This window comes from Larkinella knui (assembly GCF_003858645.1).
Lineage (GTDB): Bacteria > Bacteroidota > Bacteroidia > Cytophagales > Spirosomataceae > Larkinella > Larkinella knui.
This window is the reverse complement of the sequence record NZ_RQJP01000002.1, coordinates 818,075-838,223: the sequence shown is the minus strand read 5'-3', so window position 1 is coordinate 838,223 and position 20,149 is coordinate 818,075. Positions and strand designations below refer to the sequence as shown.

Here is a 20,149-nt window from a genome sequence, read left to right as displayed (position 1 = left end):
TCTGGATGTATAGAGGTTTCACGGACTTTAGCCCGTGGGTACGTTATTCCGTTTTAAGGCTCTTCACCGGATTCATCAAAGCGGTTTTGATGCTGTGGAAACTGACCGTCACGAAAGCAATGACAATGGCGAGCAAACCGGCGAGGGCGAAAACCCACCATTCAATGTCGATCTTGAACGCGTATTCCTGCAGCCATTGGTTCATCAGCCACCACGCCAGGGGGGAGGCAATGACAATACCGACCAGGACCAGTTTCAGGAAGTCCTTCGACAACAACGCGACGATGCTGGCGACGCTGGCTCCCAGGACTTTCCGGACGCCGATTTCTTTGGTCCGCTGCGCCATGATCATGATGGCAATGGCGAATAAACCCATGCACGACAGCACAATGGCCACTCCGGCGGCTGTGATAAACAGTTTCGCCATTTGCTCTTCCGACTGGTATTGCCGGTCGGTATTTTCGTCGAGGAAGCTACCCTGAAATTCGGATTTGGGCGCAACATCCTCCCAGGCTCTTTTCAAAACCGCCATCGTGGCCGGTACGTTGTCCGGGGCAATTTTGACCAGAACGTACCCAATCGGCCACTCCTGGTTCATGAGCAGCGTATTGGGCTGGACGGTTTTCTTGAGCGATTCGTGGTGGTAATCTTTCACGACGCCGATCACCACCAGGGGTGGTTCGCCGTCGTTTACGTTCAGAAGGGTTCCGACGGGGTTTTTCTCGCCCAGTTCTTTCGCCATCGTTTCGTTGATGATGACGCTGGTGGTGGTGTCCGTGGCGTATTTCCGGGAAAAATCGCGTCCGGCCAGCAGCTTGATGTCGAGGGTTTTCAGGTAGTCGTAATCGATGGGCTGCCAGTGGCTCCGAACCACTTTGTTTTTGTGCTCAAAACCCACAATGGATGTAACGGTTGAACCGTCCAGACCGCGCCCAAAATTCTTGTAGGCTCCCGTAACACTCAGAACGCGGGGCTGTTGGGCGAGTTTATCCCGGAAAAGTTTCAGGACCTGCCGCCCGTTGACCGAGTTTCCGACAGGAATGCTAATCACCTGGTTTTCATTGAACCCCAGCGGCATATTCCGCAGAAACGTGACTTGCTGCCAGGCAATCAATGTGCAGGCAATCAGAAAGGTAGCAATGGCAAACTGAACAATCAGCAGCGTATTGCGAACCGCCCCGGTTTTGCCCAGCGACACCCGGCCTTTCAGAATCTGAATGGTGTTCAACCGCGCCACAAACAAGGCCGGATAGCCGCCGGCTACGAAGGTAATGAGCAGAAAAACCACCCCCATAGAAATCAGGACGCCGGGGCTGGTCAGGTACGAAAGGGATGCTTTCGTTTTTAAAATGTTGTTAAGTTCAGACACCAGACCCAGCACCAAAAGACTACCCAAGACCAGGGAAAGCAGGCAAAGAATAAAGGCTTCGCCCCAGAACTGGAAAACCAGCTGCTGTTTGAGGGCACCCAGCACTTTGCGCATACCGACCTCGCGGGAGCGCGTCATGGAGCGGGCGGTGGAAAGGTTGATGAAGTTGATGCAGGCAATCAGCACGATAAAACCGGCGACCACCAGCAGCAGAATCGGGTAGGATCGCTTGACGGGCGAGCCATTGCCTCCGCCAATTTCGGTGTCGAAATGCAAATCGGCCAAGGGCAGCAACCGCAGGCTGGTCAGGTCGCCGTTTTCGTCGGGTTGGCCGCCGTCGCGTTTCAGATTCCGGATGTTACCGGCAAAGTATTTGGCAACGAAAGGCCGGAGCCGTTTTTCAAACGCGGCCTGGCTGGTTTTCCGATCGACCTGGATAAAGACCGAGTGGAAGCGGTTGTCCCACTGATCTTTATTTTGCTGGTATTCCGGATAGGCTTCAAACCGGGCCAGCATATCGAATTTGAGACTGGAATTGGTGGGTGCATCGGCGACGACGCCCGACACCACGAACGGTTTCCAGCTTTCACCGACGCGCAGCGACAGTGTTTTTCCGACGGGGTCGGCCGTTCCAAAAATAGACTGGGCGGTTTTTTCGCTGATAACGATGCTGCTCAGGCTGTTGAGAACGGTGAGCGAATGGCCTTTCCGCAGCGGAAATGAAAACATCTCGAAAAAATCGGGATCGACAAACCGGATGCTTTTTTCAAATTCCTGATCGCGATACCGCACGGCACCGCCCCCGTCGACCACCCGCGTAATGTGCGCAATTTCCGGCAGGAGGTCTTGCCGCAGGGCCGGTGTCAACGGAGCGGGCATCGTGGCCGATTTTTCCTTTGGCCCCGATTGTTGATAAATCATGTACAACTGCTCGCCGTTGGCGTGGAAGTTATCGAATGTCAGGTGCGACCAGGCGGCCAGAAACAGCAACAGGCAGCTCGCAAAAGCTACCGACATGCCAATGACATTGACCAGTGCGAACGTTTTGTGTTTCCACAGGTTCCGCAGCGCAATTTTGATGTAGTTGAAAAGCATACGAAAGAAGCCGGTTCGCCGGTTCGGATAAACGTATAAACAGACCGGTACACAGGGTCTGGCTTCAAATGGCAACCCTGTGTACCGCTTCGAATGGTGTGGATGCGCTTAAATGGCCAGCGCCCGGACAAATTTTACCAAGGTCGGTTCCGGCAATTTGCAATCTGATCGTTGGCTGTCCCTCGTTTTCGGTACATACTGTTTCACCTTCCGGTGGGCCGAAAAAAGGTTGTGTGGATGGCCAATCGCGGAAGCAGACTGGCCCAGGCAAACCATCACGAGCAAAAGGAATAACGTTTTCATAGGAGTGGGGTCTTCCGGGCACAGCCGGGGAAGACCCGATTTTTAGACGTGGAAATTTTCCGTCACAATCTTGCCATCGAACAGGTTGACGATTCGGTGGGCAAAACCGGCATCGTAGGGTGAGTGCGTCACCATGATGATGGTCGTTCCTTCCGTATTCAACTGGTTCAGCAATTTCATCACTTCCTCCCCATTGGTAGAGTCGAGGTTACCCGTCGGTTCATCGGCCAGAATCATCTTGGGTTTGGCAACCACCGCGCGGGCAATGGCCGTCCGTTGCTGCTGCCCGCCCGATAATTGTTGCGGGAAGTGGTTGCGCCGGTGCATGATGTTCATCCGTTCGAGCACTTCCTCAACCGCTTTCTTGCGGTCTTCGGCCGGTGTTTTGAGGTACAGCAAAGGCAGTTCGACGTTTTCGTAAACCGTCAGTTCATCGATCAGGTTAAAGCTCTGAAACACAAAGCCGATGGAGCCTTTCCGCAACTGCGCCCGCTGGCGTTCCGACATCTTCGACACCTCGGTGCCGTAGAAGTGGTATTCGCCTTCCGACGGGTTGTCGAGCAGGCCGAGGATGTTGAGCAGCGTGGATTTTCCACAGCCCGACGGGCCCATCATGGCCACGAATTCGCCATCCTTGACATCCATGGAAATGCCGTGCAGCGCGGTGGTTTCGACTTCTTCAGTCGCAAAAACTTTCTGTAGATTTACGGTACGTATCATATTGCTGAACTGGTTTCTGATTGATTACTCTGCTATTCTCTGCGTAACTCTGATTTTCTCTGCTCAACTCCGCGTAACAAGTTAATTGCTATTTCGCGGAGGTAAGCAGAGAAAAGGGAGTTCAGCGGAGTTAAAATTCAAGGACTTCGTTGTCTCCAAAGTTTTCGTACGACGACGTAATGACCTGTTCGCCAGGCTCCAGGCCGGTCAGTACTTCGAAATATTCAGGGTTTTTACGGCCCAGCGTGATGTTCCGTTTCACGGCCCGGTTGCCCAGTTTATCCACTACATACACCCAGTTGCCACCCGTATCGGAGAAGAAACCGCCCACCGGCAGCAGCGTGGCTTTCGACGCTTTACCCAGTTCGAGTTGAATTGGGGTCGACTGGCCGCGTTTGAGACCTTCGGGAGCGGCTTTCATAAAAATCATATCGACATCGATCCGACCGTTGCGCGATTCCGGATAAACCCGGGTAATTTGCAGCGGGTGGTTGGCACCGTTGTATTCAAAAGAGCCATTCAGGCCGGCGAAGATGCGGTTGTTGTAGTGTTCGTCGACCCCAACCCGCATTTTGAAACCGTTCAAATCGTCAATCTGGCCGATGTTCTGGCCCTGGTTGATGTTCGAGCCCACTTCAATGTCGATCGACGAGAGTTGGCCGGAAACCGGTGCTTTCACCACCAGGTTGTTCAACGTCTGTTGCCAGAGTGCTACGTTTTTCTGCGTCCGGGCCAGCGTTTCTTCCAATTGTTTGATCTGGATCAGGGAGTTTTCCTGCTGGTATTTCTGCGATTCGACTTCAATTTTCCGTTGTTCAACCAGGCGGTCATAATCCCGTTTGGCGGTCAGATAATCCTGTTCGGGAATGGCTTTGTCTTTATACAGTTTCGACTGACGATCGAAAGCATCTTTGGCCTTGTCGAGTTGAAAATCCAGATCCGAGAGGGTTTTTTGCAGTGTATAACGTTCGACCCGCAACCGCTGGCGGGTGTTTTGCAAATCGTTGACCAATCGGTTGGCTTCGGTTTCAGACTGGAGGAAATTGAGTCGCAGATTCTGGTTTTCCAACCGGAGTAAAACCTGTCCCTGTTTCACCATCGCTCCGCCTTCCACTAATTTCTCCGTCACATAGCCACCGGCAATGGCATCGAGCCGAATGGTTTTCAAGGGCTGAACAACACCGGTTACCACAATAAAATCGTCAAAAGTCCCGGTTGAAACGGTTGAAATCGTAATTTTATCCTTCTCGACGTTCAGTTTCGAACGGTGATCGGCCCATAGAAAGTTGTACGCCAGCAACCCCACTACTGCTAGTCCACCGACTGCGATTGCAATCCGCTGGCTTGTCCAAAATCGTTTAGGTAATACGCGATCCATTAATTCTTAAAGATTGATTGGTTGAATAATTAAAAGTTGATAACGTTTAACTGACGGTATCTCGTTGATCATTCTAATGCCAATTGACGTGCCAGTAATTTACTGCTACTGATAATCAGTAGGTTATAATGCTTTTGAGGCCTAATTCCTGTCCACATGCGGACAGACTTTGTCCGAAAGCGGACACGGACAAAACGACCGTATCGGCCCTCATTCTACCGTCTGTGTAAGCCGTTTTGCAGCGAACCGGCAGACTGCCTATATTTAGGCTGTAAACAGGCATCCTGACTGACAAAACCGGGTTGTTTAGTGCACCGTCTTGAAAATTTTATGTCGAAACTTCTGATTATTGACGACGATGTCGATGTGTTGAGTGCAGCCAAACTGTTGCTCAAACGCCATTATCCCCAAGTTGATATTGAAAAGAACCCCGAACGGATTCCGTTTTTGATCACCAACGGAAGCTACGATCTGGTGCTGCTCGATATGAATTTCCAGCGCGACAACAGCAGCGGCCGGGAAGGTTTTTTGTGGCTCGACCGCATTCTGGACATTAAACCGACTACGGCGGTTGTTCTGATTACGGCCTACGGTGACGTCGAAATGGCAGTGCGGGCCATCAAGTCCGGTGCGCGGGATTTTGTGCTCAAACCGTGGGAAAATGACAAACTGCTCGCCACGCTGCAAAGTGCCCTGGAAGGACGCAAAGATGAGGGCAACGGATTGTCAAAAGCCGGTGCCCAAACCGGATCGCCGGACCGAGGATCCGCGGGTAAATCACAAAACCAGTCCAGTTACGTCGCCGTCAGCCCCGCCATGCGGCAGGTCTTTGCGACCATTGAGCGGGTTGCCGAAACCGATGCCAATGTACTGATTCTGGGCGAGAACGGGACCGGAAAAGATGTCGTGGCCCGGGCGTTGCACCAACGCTCGCTCCGGCGCGACAAACCGTTTGTGAGCGTCGATCTGGGGGCCTTGAGCGACAGTTTGTTCGAAAGCGAATTGTTCGGCCACGTCAAAGGGGCCTTCACCGACGCCCGCGAAGACCGAACCGGGCGGTTTGAGGAAGCGCAGGGCGGGACGATTTTCCTGGACGAAATCGGCAATATTTCACTGCCCCAGCAGGCCAAGCTCCTGACGGTGCTGCAACAGCGGGTCGTCACGCGCCTGGGGACAAATAAGCCCAAAAATATTGACGTCCGGCTGATCTGCGCGACCAACTCGCCGATTTACCAGCACGTCAGTGACCGGTCGTTCCGGCAGGATTTGCTATACCGGATCAATACCATCGAGATTCACATTCCTCCCCTGCGCGAACGGCCCGAAGACATTGTGCCGCTGGCCGAGCATTTTCTGAAGCAATACCGCAAGCAATACAACCGGAAAGTGGCTTCCATCAGCCCGGCGCTAACGCGGCAGTTGCAGCAATACCGCTGGCCGGGCAACATCCGCGAATTGCAGCACGCCATCGAACGGGCGGTTATTCTGGCGCAGGGAACTGTGCTCGAACCGGAGGATTTTTACTTTGGCGCCAATGCGCCGACGGCCATTCCGACGGACAAGGATTTGCCCTTTCAGGAAAATCTCCAGATTGAGGACATGGAGAAAAAGATGATTCAGCAGGCGATGCAGAAATACCACGGCAACATCACGGACATCGCCCGGGAGTTGGGCCTTTCGCGGCAGGCGCTCTACCGGCGGCTGGAGAAATACGGTTTATAAATCATGAAACGATTCGCCATTGGGCTCTTTATACGGATTTCGATCATTCTGGTTACTTGCCTGCTCATTGCCTACGTCTGGTGGAAAGTTCCGGCCAGCCGGTCGCTACTGGTGGGCGTCGGCATCATTTTATTGACGGTTCAAACGGCCAATTTGCACCGGTATATTACCAGCCTGAACCGCAAACTGACCCGCTTCATGGAGTCGGTCCGGTATTCGGATTTTGCGGTTGCCTTCAAAGCCGACAACGAACTGGGGCCGAGTTTTAAGGAATTGAACCAGCAATTCAACGAAGTGCTGGAAGCGTTCCGGCAGGCCCGCGCCGAAAAAGAAGCCAATCTGCACTACCTCAACACCATCGTTCAGCAGGTGAGTGTCGGACTGATTTCGTTCGATATGTCCGGTAATGTTGAGATGACCAACCAGGCGGCTTTGCGGTTGCTGGGTATCTACAGGCTACGGAACCTCAGTGATTTACAGACGGTTCATGCCGGTTTATACGAAATTCTGACCGCGACACCCAGCAGCACGCCCGCTATTTACCAATCCAGTTTTGAACAGGAACTGTCGGTGCGCTGTGCCACCGTCAGTTTGCGCGGCCGCCCGGTGACGGTGGCCTCCATTCAGAATATTCGCTCCGAATTGCAGCAGAAAGAGCTGGAAGCCTGGCAGAACCTGACCAAAGTACTGCGCCACGAAATCATGAATTCCGTGACGCCGATTGTCTCCCTGGTCGGAACCATGCAGCAGATTGTCAATACGGAACTGGCCGGTGCGGATACCGAAGCGGTCAACGACCTGCGCGAAGCCCTGACCACGATCGAACACCGCGGACGCGGCATCATGCGGTTTGTGGATGCCTACCGTAATTTTACCGCCATTCCGCAACCGCGTCTGGCCGAAATCTCCGTCGAAAACCTGCTGAAGAACGTCATTGCGCTGGTCCAGACCGAGTTGCAGCAACGACACATTATTCTGCAAGCTCCGCCCGTGCCGTCGTATCTGATGATTTTTGCCGATGCCGGTCAAATCGAAATGGTGTTGATCAACCTGATTAAAAACGCCATGGAAAGTCTGGATGGACACCGCAAACCGAAACTCCGGCTGGAGGTAAAATCGCAGGACAATCGCCTGATGATTTACGTTTCCGACAACGGGCCGGGCATCGAGCCGGAAGCTATCGAGAAGATTTTCATTCCCTTTTATACCACCAAAAAAACCGGTTCCGGGATTGGATTGAGCCTTTCGCGCCAGATCATGCAGCTCCACAACGGCCAGTTGAAAGTGACCTCGACGCCGGGACAGGGCAGCACGTTTTCGATGATTTTCTGATAAAGATTTGAAGTTATCGGTAGATTAAACTTTGTTGGTATTATCTACGTTTGGATTTTAGTATGCATCCTATTAATATTACAAGCGACCACTCCGGATTAAGTTTATGAAAGAAAAATTATAATTATGATTTTTCTTTTGGTCTGGTGTGTGCAGGGAGATATCACGAAAACAAACTAACTGGCTAAGGGGTAGTCAGAGCGAAAAACGGGTAAATTGGGCGATATTGGTCTATATCTGTTAACGCCATACCTCAAGCCGCAACACTTTTGAGACATGGCAGAAGTAATTGTAAGTCCTAAAGATGTCATCAAAAAGATGGCTGAGGACCAAAGAAAAATAGAAGAATACATTAAGAGTGGAGACAAGTCCAAGAAACCTGCCGGAATCAAATTTGTTAATCCCTTCAATGTATCTTCACGAAGAGGTTGATGAAGGGGAGTTTCTTTTTGTTACCGAAAGCGGTTCCAGCTACAATGTCTATTTTACAGATGGTTCTAATTACCTGCCTGACGAGCCCTTCTCTCCTTTGATTTATATGTTTGGTTTTGAGCGGGTGCAGCGCGTAAAAACCAAAATAGGGTCAGATCCAAGAATTTTACAAACCATTGTTCATATTCTTTCCTTAGTATTTGAAAAAAATCCTGATTCAATAATTGTATACGTTTGTAGTCAAACAGGGGGACTTCAACGAAAGCGGAGTCTGCTATTTGAAGATCTGTTTCACCAATTTGGCACAGGCTTCAAGAAAATAAATTACAGCGATAGTGAAAGTTTCTATTGTTCAGCCATTTTCAGAGAAGAAAATACTTATTCGTTTGAAATAGAGGAAAGCATTCGATCTTTTGTACGAAATAAACAAAACCCAGTTTAAGTTTTAGGGGATTTTTGCCTTGTACTGTTCAAGTATACAAGCCCGTTACCTACCTTGCTGACCATCAGCTTCTCGCCCAGAGGATGTAATCCGTCTTCGGGGCTTCGGCCAGTTGCGGACGAATCAGCTGCACAATCTGTCCGCGGTGGTAAGCCGCGTGGTGACTCATGTGAGTCAGAATATCGGTCATCTGGCTCATGAAGGGCTCCCCGGCCGAGTTGGTATACGAAATCAGGCGGTTTAAACCGGTTTCGGATTCGCTTTCCAGCATGCTTTTCAAACGCATGAAATTCCGGTCAGACGTTTCACCCATCCAGGCAATCGGAATATCCTCCCAAATGGCCACATAACTGATCTCACCCGTTATCCGCGACAGCCAAACCTGGTGCGCCGATAAAATGTGCCCCATCAGTTGCACCGCCCGCAGGGGCGGGTTGTCAACGCTGTCCAACGCATCAATAACGGCCCGGTTGGCCCACTGCTCGTACTCTACCAGGCGAATCAGATAGTCTTTCATTCGCAGTCAGGAGGTTTAGTTGCCTTGCAGAAAAAGGAATCGCGCTTACGGCGTCGCCAATATGCTGGCCAGATTAGACGACGGCCCCCGACGGATGGCCTCATACAGCGCATCGGCGATGTTAGTCCGGATGTTCAGGGTAATGAGCTTGGTGTGGGTGCGACTCGGATACACCCGGTTTGAAAAAAACACATACGACGTATTATACTGCGGATCAATCCAGATGAACGTTCCCGTATAACCCGAGTGTCCGAAACTCTGCGGACTGGCAAACCGGGGCGCATTGCCCGAATAGGTGAACGTCGGTTTATCAAATCCTAATCCCCGCCGGTTGCCTTTTTCGGGAAACTGGTAGCGGGTAAATTCGGTAATCGTCTCGGGGCTAATGAACTGTTTTCCACCATAATACCCTTTTTGTAAATACATCTGAACGAGTTTCATCAGGTCGTTGGACGAACCAAACAAACCGGCGTGTCCCGAAACGCCACCGAGCATGGCGGCTCCTTCGTCGTGAACCCGGCCCCAGACCAGCGTCTTGCGAAACACCGAATCATATTCCGTTGGCACCATGCGCGGCAACGGATAAAACCGCAGGGGATTGAAAGTCAGCGTCGTTGCACCCAGTGGCTCATACACATTTTGTTTCAGGTAGTCTTCAAACTTCTGGCCGGTCATTTTTTCAACGATCTGCGGATACAGAATGAACGACAAATCGCTGTAAACATAGTCTTTTTTGGCGCTCACCGGCGAATCGCGGATGGTTTCGAAAATGGTTTTCCGGTATCGGCGGTGCATGTACAGATTGTCCGTAATCTGGACTTTATACGGCCCGTGTTGTTTTTCATCGAACGTCTTGTCTTTCCAGGTTCCATCGGGATTTTTGGTGTCCACCCAGAATGCAATGGACGCCTTCAAACCAGCCTGATGGGTCAGTACATCACGCCAGACCAGATTCGCTTTGTTCGAGTTTTTAAAATCCGGCAGATAATCCGCCATGGTTTTTTCCAGATTGAATTTTTTCTCGTCAACCAGCCGCATCAGCGCCAGCGTCGAGGTGGTGACTTTGGTCACGGACGCAAAATCGAACAGATCGTCAACTTTCGTAGGCGTCAGTCCTTCATAGGTGTGCGTACCGTAGGCTTTCCGGAAAATCACCTTGCCATCTTTCGCCATCTGAACCACACCGCCCGGCGTGGCTTTTTCGGTGATGGCCACCTGCATGAGGGAGTCGATTTTGGCTGTCAGAAAATACGAATCCACGCCCACTTCTTCCGGAATGGTGTACTTCAACCGGGAAAGGGCCGGTGTGCTGATGCCGTCATTGAGTTTGTAGGTCTGATTCACTGTAACGGGCAATTTGCCTTTGGCCGGAATGGCCCCAAAAATCAGTTGAGCGGCCAGTTCTTCCGTAAACTGAGTCAGTTGATAAGCCAGAATCAGCCCCCGTGCTTTGTCGAGCCCTTCGAGTTTATCGAGCGCATACGGATTCCCGAAAACCGAGACGACGGCTTTTCCGGTTTCGCACAATTCTTTCAACACCGCCACGGTTTTCGGCGTAACGCCGTATTGCACCGCCGGGCGGATGTTGCTCAAATGCACCCCCACCAGCAACAAATCATACGACTTCAACTCGTTCCGAATCCGCTCCAGAGTCGTATCCGCCGTGGCTGCCGAGAGGTTAAAATGGGTGACAGCGGTGTAATTGGCGAGCATTTTCTGGAAATAGGTCTCCTGATCGGCGTCGAGCGAAACCGTCGCAATTCGTTTGGTACCGAGGTTCAACAACGGAATCAGGGGCTCGCCGGATGGCTCTTTATCATTTTTCAGAACGGTCAGGGCTTCTTCCGTCAGCAACCGATTGATCACGTTGGATTCCGGTTCGTTCAGATCCCGGACAAGATTCATCAGGTTGATGGGTTTGTAGCGATCCAGACCCGCCCAGGCTTTGGCTGCCAGCACTTTACGGCAACGGGCATCAATGTCGGTCTGTAAAAGCCGGCCGTCGGCAATGGCCTGTTTCACTTCCGCAATGGCGCGGGGAATATCCAGCGTATATTCCAGCACATCCATACCGGCTTCGATGCCCATCAGATCGGCAACGCCGGACGGATAATATTTCAGGACCCCCTTCATATTCATCGCATCGGAGAAGACCAGGCCGCCAAACCCCAGCTCGTTTTTGAGCAGGTCAGAAACCACCTTGTGCGAAAGCGTACTGGGTAAATTGGGCGTCGAGTCGAGAGCCGGGATGTTCAGGTGGGCGATCATGACGCCCGAAGCACCCGCGTCGATCAGCTTCCGAAACGGATACAGTTCCAGATCGTCCAGTTGCTGGCGGCTTTTCGAAATCAGGGGCAGATCATAGTGCGAATCCGTGCCGGTATCGCCGTGGCCGGGGAAGTGTTTCAACGAAGTCAGCAAACCGTTATTCTGCATGCCGTTCATGTAGGCCAGTGCCTTACGGGCTACGGATTCTTTGTCTTCACCAAAGGAACGGAAATTGATAACCGGATTATTGGGATTGTTATTGACATCGGCCACCGGGGCAAAATTGATGTGAATGCCCATCCGGCGGCTTTGACGAGCCACGGCGGCCCCCATTTTATAAAGCAGATCGTCGCGTCCCTGAATGGCGCCCAGGGTCATTTGATACGGAAACCGCACCGTACTGTCCAGCCGCATCCCAAGCCCCCACTCGCCGTCGATGGCAATCAGCATCGGAACCTTAACGACGGTTTGCAGCCGGTTGACCAACCGGGCCTGCCGGATCGGGCCACCCTGAAAAAATACGACTCCGCCAATCTGGTAATTCTTGATCAGGGTCATCAGGGAATCTTCGTAGCCCTTGCTCCGGTTGGAAAAACCCGCCACCATGATAAGCTGCGCAATCCGCTGGTCGGGCGTCAGGGCGTTAAAGACCGAATCGACCCAACGCGGATTTGCCTTTAAAAATGATGGTACGGTTTGAGAATGAGCCGTTTGAAATGATAGTAAAAAACACAGGGAGCAAGCCAGCAAACGCAGACGGACGGAGAAAGGCATAAGCTATAAATTCAATGGTTAGGCAAAAGTAACAAAAAGAGGGGCTAAATCTGCTCAAAAGCCAGTTTCAAATCGGCAATCCGTACGTCCGGTTCGGCCAGACCACGCTAAGGCCGGATCAGGTTGTCGCCCGGGTCGCCGGGTTGCGGATTTTTAGTTGAAAAGGGATGTAAACCTGCCGGACTTTGGGGTGGTTGTCGAAGAAACCGGCGATTTCGACGATCCACTGCGCCACAATGACCGGCTTCCGGACGACGCTGGCAACGTCGAAAACGGAGCGTTTCGGTTGAGTCATCGGGCGGTTATTTCTTGCGGTTGTTCCGGGCCGCCTGCGCTTTTTGCGCCTGTTCGCGTTCGTATTCCTGACGGTGGCGTTTTTCGGCCGACAGGTTGCGGTACAATCCGTTCAGAACGTAAACATCGTCCACTTCGTCGATGAGCAGATGCAGTTGTTCGCGTATTTCGTTGATGTTCATACTTAATCAATCAATTCAGTTTTGGGTACCGGTTAAAAACTCGTCCAGCGCGGGATGGTTTAAAGCTTTTTGCCGTAACCTGTTGCCTGCTCAATGAAAAAAGAAGTATCCCAGCGCAATACCGGCAATGACGCCCGCTGCGTCGGCAATAAGTCCGGCAACGATGGCATACCGGGTTTTCTTGATGCCGACCGACCCAAAATACAGGGCAACGATGTAGAAGGTCGTATCGGCAGCCCCCTGAAAAATACAGGACAACCGCCCCACGAACGAATCCGGGCCAAATTCCTTCATGGCGTCGATCATCAGCGCCCGCGACGCGCTTCCGCTCAGGGGGCGCATCAGCGCAACGGGCAGGGCATCGGTAAAGTCCGTATTGATACCGGCCATGCCGATCACGTATTTCATGCCGTCGACCATGTAGGCCATGGCACCGGAATTGCGCAGGGCACTAATCGCCACCAGCATCCCGACCAGATACGGAATAATCCGGACGGAAGTTTCAAAACCGCCCTTGGCACCTTCAATAAAGGTGTCGAAAATATCGACTTTCTTTCGCATCGCCCCCAGCAGAAACGCGACGATGATCACGAACAGAATCACGTTACCGACCACTTTGGAAACCTGCTCGATTTCTTCTTTCGGCAGCGACGACAAATACCACAACGCCAGCGCCAGAAAAGCTGTTATGCCGCCTAACCAGCCCATAACCAGCCCATTGAATAGGTTGATTCGTTGTTTCAGGGCCACCAGAAACATACTGAAAACCGTCGCCACGTAGGTCCCGATCAGGCAGGGAATAAAAATGTCGGAGGGGTCCTGCGCCCCCAGAATCGCCCGTTGCGCCATGATGCCCAGCGGCACGATGGTCAGGCCGGACGTGTGAAGCACCAGAAACATGATCTGGGCGTTGGAAGCGGTTTCTTTCTCCGGGTTCAGCTCCTGCAAACTCTGCATGGCTTTCAGTCCGAAGGGTGTGGCGGCATTGTCCAGACCGAGCATGTTGGCCGAAAAATTCATGATCATCTGGCCGTTGGCGGGATGATCTTTCGGTACCTCCGGAAATAATTTATTGAAAAACGGGCCGATGATTCGCGCCAGAAAATTGATGGCCCCGGCTTTTTCACCGATGTTCAGCAAGCCCAGAAAAAAGGTCATCACGCCCGCCAGGGGCAACGCAATGTCCATTACCGCCGTTTTGGAGGAGTCGAACAACCCCTCGACAATGATCTTGAAGATTTCGGTATCGCCCAGAAAAATCAGTTTAAAGAGCGCAATTAGAAAGGCAATCAGGAAAAAAGCTACCCAGATGTAGTTAAGGGCCATGTTACGGTGACGCGTTATTCGTAGCAAAATAGGTGGTTTTTCGTTATTTCGCAACGAATTAGCTTCTCTCTGCGAAACTCTGCTTTTCTCTGCTTACCTCCGCGAAAGAAGAAAAAGAGTTGTATCGCAGAGTTAAGCAGAGAACATCAGAGTTTATCAGAGCGCATAGAATGAAAAACCTCGCGTTATTACTTTTTGTCTTTCCCCAACTTCTTCTGGCGCAGGGCAAGCTGGAGCAGGCGATGGTCCGGCAGGGACTGGTAGATATTCAGACGGTTGACCGGAGTCTTCTGGTTGAGTTGAAGTATTCCACTACAGATAATTTTGTGGGGAAAGACGTCTATGGCGACCTGACCCGGGCCTATCTGCAACCCCTGGCCGCTCAGAAACTGGCAAAAGCCAGCAGACTTCTTCAGCAAAAGCATCCTGACCTCCGTTTGCTGGTTTACGACGCCACCCGGCCCCGCTCGGTGCAGTGGGATTTGTGGAACACGCTGAAACACCTGCCGGTGGATGAACGGGGAAAATACGTCTCCAATCCGCGCAACGGCTCGGTTCATAACTACGGGTGCGCCGTCGATCTGACCCTGGCCACCCAGGCCGGAAAACCGCTCGATATGGGCACCAAATTCGATTACTTCGGCGAACTGGCTTATCCCGAAAAAGAAGATCTGTTGCTGAAACAGGGAAAATTGACCCGCAAACAGGTCGAAAACCGGCGGCTGTTGCGCTCGGTAATGCGCTCGGCGGGGTTTTCTTCCCTGAAAGCCGAGTGGTGGCACTTCAACGCTTTATCGCGCGCGGAAGCCAAAAAGCGGTATAAAATCGTGGAATGAGATCTAAACGTTTACTCCTCCGAACCTGATCAGTCCCTGCAAGTCGTTCATCAGCAGCCGTTCGAAAAGCTGGACGGTGGCCGCTGCGTCGCCGTGGGCACGGTGGCGGTTGCTGACGGGAATCTCCAGCGAACGGCACAGTTTACCGAGGCTATAGGAAGGAAGCCCCGGAAAAATCCGGCGGCTGAGTTGCACCGTACAGAGCCGGTGACGCTCAAAGGGCAAACCAATCCAGGCAAATTCTTTTTTCAGAAAACCGTAGTCGAACGGGGCGTTGTGGGCTACGAAAACCGCCCCTTCCGTCACCCGGGCAATGTGATGGGCTACGTCGGCAAAGTCGGGAGCCGTCTCCACCATCTCATCCGAAATGCCGGTCATCCGCGCAATAAAAGGTGGAATCGGGCAGTGAGGGTTCAAAAGCGAGTGAAAGCTATCGACAACCTCAACACCGTCGTACCGAAAAATGGCCACTTCTGTCAGACGGGTTGGTCCACCGATTCCCCCCGTCGTTTCTACGTCAACAATTGAAAACATCGTTTTGCAAGATACAATTTTTTCTTTTTTCAGTAAGATTTTGGGGATGCATGCCGAAAAATAAGGTTGTACTACGGACTGATCCGTCCAACCAAACAACCGCCCATGAATCGTCGTGAAGCACTTGCCTCCATCGGGCTTTTAACTACCGGCCTGAATACCACCGAACTTTCAGATACCCACCGGCGAAAACGGGTGTTGCGCGTTGCCCATCTGACGGATATTCACATGATGCCCCGTCCCAATGCCGAAGTAGCGCTGGCAAAGTGTCTGCACCGCTTGCAATCGATGAAAGACCGTCCGGCGTTTATTCTCAACGGGGGCGACACAATCATGGATGCCCTGTCGCGGGACAAGAGCACGGTCCGAAAACAGTGGAACGTCTGGAACCGGATCCTCAAGCAGGAAAACGCCCTGCCCATTCACCATTGCATCGGGAATCACGACGTTTGGGGCTATGCTGGCTCCAAAAACGATCCGCTGTATGGCAAAGCCTGGGCCGTGGAGCAGTTGGGACTCGCCAACCGGTATTACAGTTTCGACCACAGTGGCTGGCATTTTATCGTGCTGGACAGTACGCAGCCCCGGCCCGAAGGCGGCTGGTATACCGCCCGGCTCGACGATCAGCAACGCGACTGGCTGGAGAAGGACTTGCGGAAAACCGACGCCAAAAAACCGGTGCTCATTCTGTCGCACATTCCAATTTTGTCGGCCTCCGTGCTATCGAACCAAAAAGTGCCGAAAAACGGCCGCCGGGAAATTTCGGGTGGGTTGCTGCACACCGATGCGGCCGAACTGATCCAGTTGTTTCACAAACGACCAAACGTGAAAGTGTGCCTGAGTGGCCACACCCATTTGCTCGACCGGGTCGATTACAACGGGGTGACCTACCTCTGCAACGGCGCGCTTTGTGGCGACTGGTGGGACAAACCGATGTACCACCAGACCCGCGCCGGTTATGCCTTGATTGACTTGTTCGATGACGGATGGGTGGAGCGGACGTATGTGGCGTATTGAGTCATTTGCGGACGTACTCACTGTTTCTCCAGTTTCTTCAACTCCTTCTGAATATACGCTTTCGACAGCCAGTTGGTCCCGATCATCACGCCTTCGATGTTTTTGGTCTGGCCGATGTCTTTCAGCGGATTGCCGCTCAACAAGACCAAATCCGATACATTACCGGTTTTGATAACACCCGAATCCGGTTTTTTGAGATACGAAGCCACGTTGACGGTTCCGGTTCGCAAGGTTTCATACGGCGTCAAGCCCGCGCCGACGAGGAACTTCATTTCGTGGTGGATCGAAAAACCGGGGACGTTGAAAACCTGGGGCGCATCGGAACCCAGCAGAATATCGACGCCGTTTTTCTGGCATTCGTAGAGGATTTTCCGGCGCATTTCAATGTACTTCCGGGCGTGTTCTTTCGTGAACTTCGGGTTGCTGTTGTAGTTGTTTTTGGTTCTCGTCCAGTTCTGCACGTCTTCCGGTTTCATGTATTTCATCTCGGGATCTTTCGTGAATTCCTCCGCCGGAAGGGGCGAGAGCCAGCGCTCGGCCAGGGCCTCCGTCGGAACCACGCGGATGTTTTTATCGTGCAATCCTTTCACCAGCTTCGGGATCATCGCCGGGTCGGCGCGGTAGCCAATCCAGGAGCCGAATAAACCGGTTTCCTGCTCCACCAGCGTGTCCGAACCGGGCGTAATGGCTTCCATAAAACTGTCCAGATGGTCGATGGAAGAATAGCCCGCGTCGATGGCCATCCAGGTCCCGACATTGAACGAAACGTGCCCCACAAACGGCATACCGACTTCCCTGGCGGTTTTGGCAATGGCCGGAAAAGTTTCTTTGGTCAAACCGGGGTGTAGTTTCAGGAAATCATAGCCGGCGGCTTTCTGGTCGCGCACCATTTGCGCACCCTGTTCCGCCGACTTGACGGTTTGTCCGCTAAACGACGGGCCAGACGGGTAAAAATGGGGTCCCAGAATTTCACCACTGTTGATTTTGCTGCGGAGTTCAAGGTGTTTGGGGTGGCCCAGCATGCCGCGAATGGTCGTAATGCCATTGGCCAGATACAGAATCAGCACGTCTTTCATCGGCTCGATGTCATCGATTGGCGGCACGTGGGCGTGAATTTCGGCCCAGCCGGGCGTCAGGTATTTGCCGCTGGCATCGATCACCTGCGCGTCTTTGCCATACTGTACTTTTCCTTCGGCACCCATGGCGGTAATCCGGCCATTTTTCACGACAACGGTCTGGTTTTCCAGAACCCGTTCCTGGTCCATCGGGATGACGTTGACCGATTTAAAAACCATCTCTTTCTGGCGGTTACTGACCAGTTCCTGCGCAAAAACCGATGGCGTCAGGAGAACAAATAGAAGGGATACGAGGCTGCGCATGAGTTGAACAGATTTGGAATAGCCGGATAGGGGAACGTTGACGTATATTTGCGGGAATCTCACCTTTTTTATACGCAATGTCTTTTAAAAAAATAATAAAAGGAAGTTTTAGTTGGCTGGTTTTTGCTATAATGCTCCAGCCGCTGGCGACCAAGGCCCAATTGGCGAAAACCGTTCCGCTGGCGCAACGCCAGCAGGATTTTGTCGATCTGCGGTTCGGAATGTTCATTCACTTCAACATCCCGACGTTCATGGAAGACGACTGGGCCGATCCTGACGCATCTCCTGCGTTGTTCAATCCGGCCAAACTGAATTGCGACCAGTGGGCCAAAGCCGCCAAATCGGCGAAAATGTCGTACGGTGCGCTGACCACCAAACACCACAGCGGTTTTTGCATCTGGAACACCAAAACGACCGATTACAACGTCATGAACAGCCCGCAGAAACGCGATGTGGTGAAGGAATACGCCGATGCGTTCCGGGCGAATGGCCTGAAAGTGATGCTGTATTATTCAATTCTGGATACGCACCATAAACTGCGTCCCGGTTTTATTACGAAGCAGCACGTTGCGATGGTGAAAGCGCAGCTGACGGAATTGCTGACCAACTACGGCGAGGTTTCGGCACTCATCATCGATGGCTGGGACGCGCCCTGGTCCCGGATTTCGTACGACGACATTCCCTTTGAAGAAGTGTACCGGCACATCAAAACCCTACAGCCGAACTGCCTGGTGATGGATCTGAATGCCGCCAAATACCCCGCCGAAGCCTTATTTTATACCGACATCAAATCGTATGAACAGGGTGCGGGTCAGCACATTTCGAAGGAAACCAACCGATTACCCGCGCTGTCGTGTCTGCCCATCAACAAGGCCTGGTTCTGGAAAACCACGTTTCCGACCGAACCCGTGAAAGATCCGGCGGTTTTAGTGAACGACAACCTGGTTCCGTTCAACAGAGCGTATTGTAATTTTATCCTGAATGTGGCACCGAATCGCGACGGTTTGATTGATGACAATGCCCTGACGGCGCTGGCCAAAATGGGTGAATTGTGGTCGGGAAGCGACGTTCGGGCCCTCTTGCCGGTTTTCGATGCGCCCATTATTTCGACCAATCTGGCCAAACACCGGCCAAGCAATGCGAGCTGGAGCAGCGACATGTGGATCATGGATTTTGGCAACGACGACAATTTCAAAACCGCCTGGATTTCCAATTCTTCGGTTAAAAAACCGTGGTACGAAGTGGTTTTTGATCAGGAAACAGCCTTCAATCTGATTACGGTTCTGGAAAAACAACCCGGTATTAGTAAGTATCGACTGGAATATTTCACCAATGGCAACTGGAAACCCATTCTGACGAGCACGGATACCGGCCCGGCCGGAATTAGTCGGGCAAAGATCAACCGGTTCAATACCGTAAAAGGAAGCCGGGTCCGAATCCTGATCGATGCGTTCACAACCCCGCCCGCCATTGCCGAATTTGGGGTGTATAACGAACAAAACTAATGCCCGAAAACCGCCCGTTCATTCTTTCTCACGTTATTTTCCCATGAAAACACTGGTAATCGAAGACGACCAACGGGTGGCCGACCTCATCAAGCGGGGGCTGGAAGAGGAAGACTGGCAGGTGGACCTCGCGTTCGACGGCGAAATCGGAAGCCGGTTGGCACTGACGGTGGACTATGATCTGGTTATCATGGATATTATCCTGCCCAAAATCAATGGGTTGGACATTTGTCAGCAGGTGCGGCTGGCCAAACCGAACGTGCCGATTATCATGTTGACGGCGCTCGGAACCACCGACGACAAAGTGGAAGGTTTTGATGCCGGGGCGGATGATTACCTGGTCAAACCGTTCGATTTTCGCGAACTGCACGTTCGCATCCGGGCCCTGCTGAAACGTCAGGCCCATGTGCCGATTGCGGCCACATCGGTTCTGAAAATGGCCGATCTGGAGATGAATCTGCGGAATAAAACCGTTGTTCGGAGTGGTCGGCCGATTAGTTTGACACCGAAAGAATTCAAGCTGCTCGAGTTTATGATGCTCAATTCCGGTCGGCTGCTGACCCGCACGGAAATCGCGGAAAAGGTCTGGGAAACGCATTTCGATACGGGGACCAATTTCATCGATGTGTACATCAATTATTTGCGAAAAAAACTGGACAAGGCGTTTGAAAAAAAGCTGATTCACACCAAAACGGGAATGGGATTTATTTTTGAGGAAGCCTGA

At 52.2% G+C, this 20,149-nt stretch carries 18 protein-coding genes; 7 read left to right on the top strand and 11 right to left on the bottom strand.

Annotated elements, in window-relative coordinates; all coding sequences use genetic code 11:
* Positions 1–43: 43 nt before the first annotated feature.
* The 4 genes from EHT87_RS12345 to EHT87_RS12330 form a co-directional block, all read right to left on the bottom strand.
* Positions 44–2,464 (bottom strand): ABC transporter permease, encoded by a 2,421-nt coding sequence (locus tag EHT87_RS12345; RefSeq protein ID WP_124906923.1) that lies wholly within the window; start codon positions 2,462–2,464, stop codon positions 44–46.
* Between the two features lie 108 nt (positions 2,465–2,572).
* Entirely contained in the window at positions 2,573–2,767 is a 195-nt protein-coding gene (locus EHT87_RS12340) for a hypothetical protein (protein WP_124906922.1), read from the bottom strand.
* Between the two features lie 42 nt (positions 2,768–2,809).
* Positions 2,810–3,487 carry an ABC transporter ATP-binding protein gene (locus tag EHT87_RS12335; protein ID WP_114403935.1) on the bottom strand — a complete coding sequence of 226 codons (678 nt, stop codon included), beginning with the start codon at positions 3,485–3,487 and terminating at the stop codon, positions 2,810–2,812.
* 130 nt (positions 3,488–3,617) lie between these two features.
* A complete protein-coding gene (locus tag EHT87_RS12330) occupies positions 3,618–4,865 on the bottom strand; it encodes an efflux RND transporter periplasmic adaptor subunit (protein ID WP_124906921.1) in 1,248 nt (415 codons plus the stop codon).
* A gap of 330 nt (positions 4,866–5,195) precedes the next feature.
* On the opposite strand from EHT87_RS12330, the gene EHT87_RS12325 reads away from it, so the two are divergent.
* From EHT87_RS12325 to EHT87_RS12315, 3 genes are all read left to right on the top strand, one after another.
* Positions 5,196–6,587: a sigma-54-dependent transcriptional regulator gene (locus tag EHT87_RS12325; RefSeq protein ID WP_124906920.1), complete on the top strand. Its 1,392-nt coding sequence runs from the start codon at positions 5,196–5,198 to the stop codon at positions 6,585–6,587.
* Between the two features lie 3 nt (positions 6,588–6,590).
* Positions 6,591–7,919 (top strand): sensor histidine kinase, encoded by a 1,329-nt coding sequence (locus EHT87_RS12320; protein ID WP_124906919.1) that lies wholly within the window; start codon positions 6,591–6,593, stop codon positions 7,917–7,919.
* 409 nt (positions 7,920–8,328) lie between these two features.
* Positions 8,329–8,793, top strand: coding sequence for a hypothetical protein (locus EHT87_RS12315; protein ID WP_124906918.1), 465 nt, complete (start codon positions 8,329–8,331; stop codon positions 8,791–8,793).
* Positions 8,794–8,857: 64 nt separating this feature from the next.
* Here the strand turns inward: EHT87_RS12315 and EHT87_RS12310 are convergent, their stop codons facing one another.
* From EHT87_RS12310 to EHT87_RS12300, 5 genes are all read right to left on the bottom strand, one after another.
* Entirely contained in the window at positions 8,858–9,310 is a 453-nt protein-coding gene (locus tag EHT87_RS12310) for a DinB family protein (RefSeq protein WP_124906917.1), read from the bottom strand.
* A gap of 45 nt (positions 9,311–9,355) precedes the next feature.
* Positions 9,356–12,352, bottom strand: coding sequence for a serine hydrolase domain-containing protein (locus tag EHT87_RS12305; protein WP_124906916.1), 2,997 nt, complete (start codon positions 12,350–12,352; stop codon positions 9,356–9,358).
* A 118-nt stretch (positions 12,353–12,470) separates the two neighbouring features.
* Complete coding sequence (locus EHT87_RS31260; RefSeq protein WP_185716196.1) at positions 12,471–12,647, bottom strand: hypothetical protein; 177 nt, start codon at positions 12,645–12,647, stop codon at positions 12,471–12,473.
* Between the two features lie 7 nt (positions 12,648–12,654).
* A complete protein-coding gene (locus tag EHT87_RS31255) occupies positions 12,655–12,828 on the bottom strand; it encodes a hypothetical protein (RefSeq protein WP_185716195.1) in 174 nt (57 codons plus the stop codon).
* A gap of 90 nt (positions 12,829–12,918) precedes the next feature.
* Positions 12,919–14,154, bottom strand: coding sequence for a spore maturation protein (locus EHT87_RS12300; RefSeq protein WP_124906915.1), 1,236 nt, complete (start codon positions 14,152–14,154; stop codon positions 12,919–12,921).
* A 170-nt stretch (positions 14,155–14,324) separates the two neighbouring features.
* Between EHT87_RS12300 and EHT87_RS12295 the strand changes: the two genes are divergently transcribed.
* Positions 14,325–14,990, top strand: a complete 666-nt coding sequence (locus EHT87_RS12295; RefSeq protein ID WP_229321018.1) for a M15 family metallopeptidase — start codon at positions 14,325–14,327, stop codon at positions 14,988–14,990.
* A 3-nt stretch (positions 14,991–14,993) separates the two neighbouring features.
* Here EHT87_RS12295 and EHT87_RS12290 read toward each other — a convergent pair whose 3' ends face one another.
* A complete protein-coding gene (locus EHT87_RS12290; RefSeq protein WP_124906914.1) occupies positions 14,994–15,524 on the bottom strand; it encodes a 3'-5' exonuclease in 531 nt (176 codons plus the stop codon).
* Positions 15,525–15,629: 105 nt separating this feature from the next.
* Here EHT87_RS12290 and EHT87_RS12285 point away from each other — a divergent pair, with 105 nt between their 5' ends.
* The gene (locus EHT87_RS12285) at positions 15,630–16,541 is read left to right on the top strand and encodes a metallophosphoesterase family protein (protein WP_124906913.1); all 912 of its coding nucleotides are present in this window, start codon (positions 15,630–15,632) and stop codon (positions 16,539–16,541) included.
* A gap of 17 nt (positions 16,542–16,558) precedes the next feature.
* Here EHT87_RS12285 and EHT87_RS12280 read toward each other — a convergent pair whose 3' ends face one another.
* Complete coding sequence (locus tag EHT87_RS12280; RefSeq protein ID WP_124906912.1) at positions 16,559–17,920, bottom strand: amidohydrolase family protein; 1,362 nt, start codon at positions 17,918–17,920, stop codon at positions 16,559–16,561.
* Between the two features lie 77 nt (positions 17,921–17,997).
* Here EHT87_RS12280 and EHT87_RS12275 point away from each other — a divergent pair, with 77 nt between their 5' ends.
* Positions 17,998–19,425 (top strand): alpha-L-fucosidase, encoded by a 1,428-nt coding sequence (locus tag EHT87_RS12275; RefSeq protein WP_221622013.1) that lies wholly within the window; start codon positions 17,998–18,000, stop codon positions 19,423–19,425.
* A 43-nt stretch (positions 19,426–19,468) separates the two neighbouring features.
* A complete protein-coding gene (locus tag EHT87_RS12270) occupies positions 19,469–20,149 on the top strand; it encodes a response regulator transcription factor (protein ID WP_124906911.1) in 681 nt (226 codons plus the stop codon).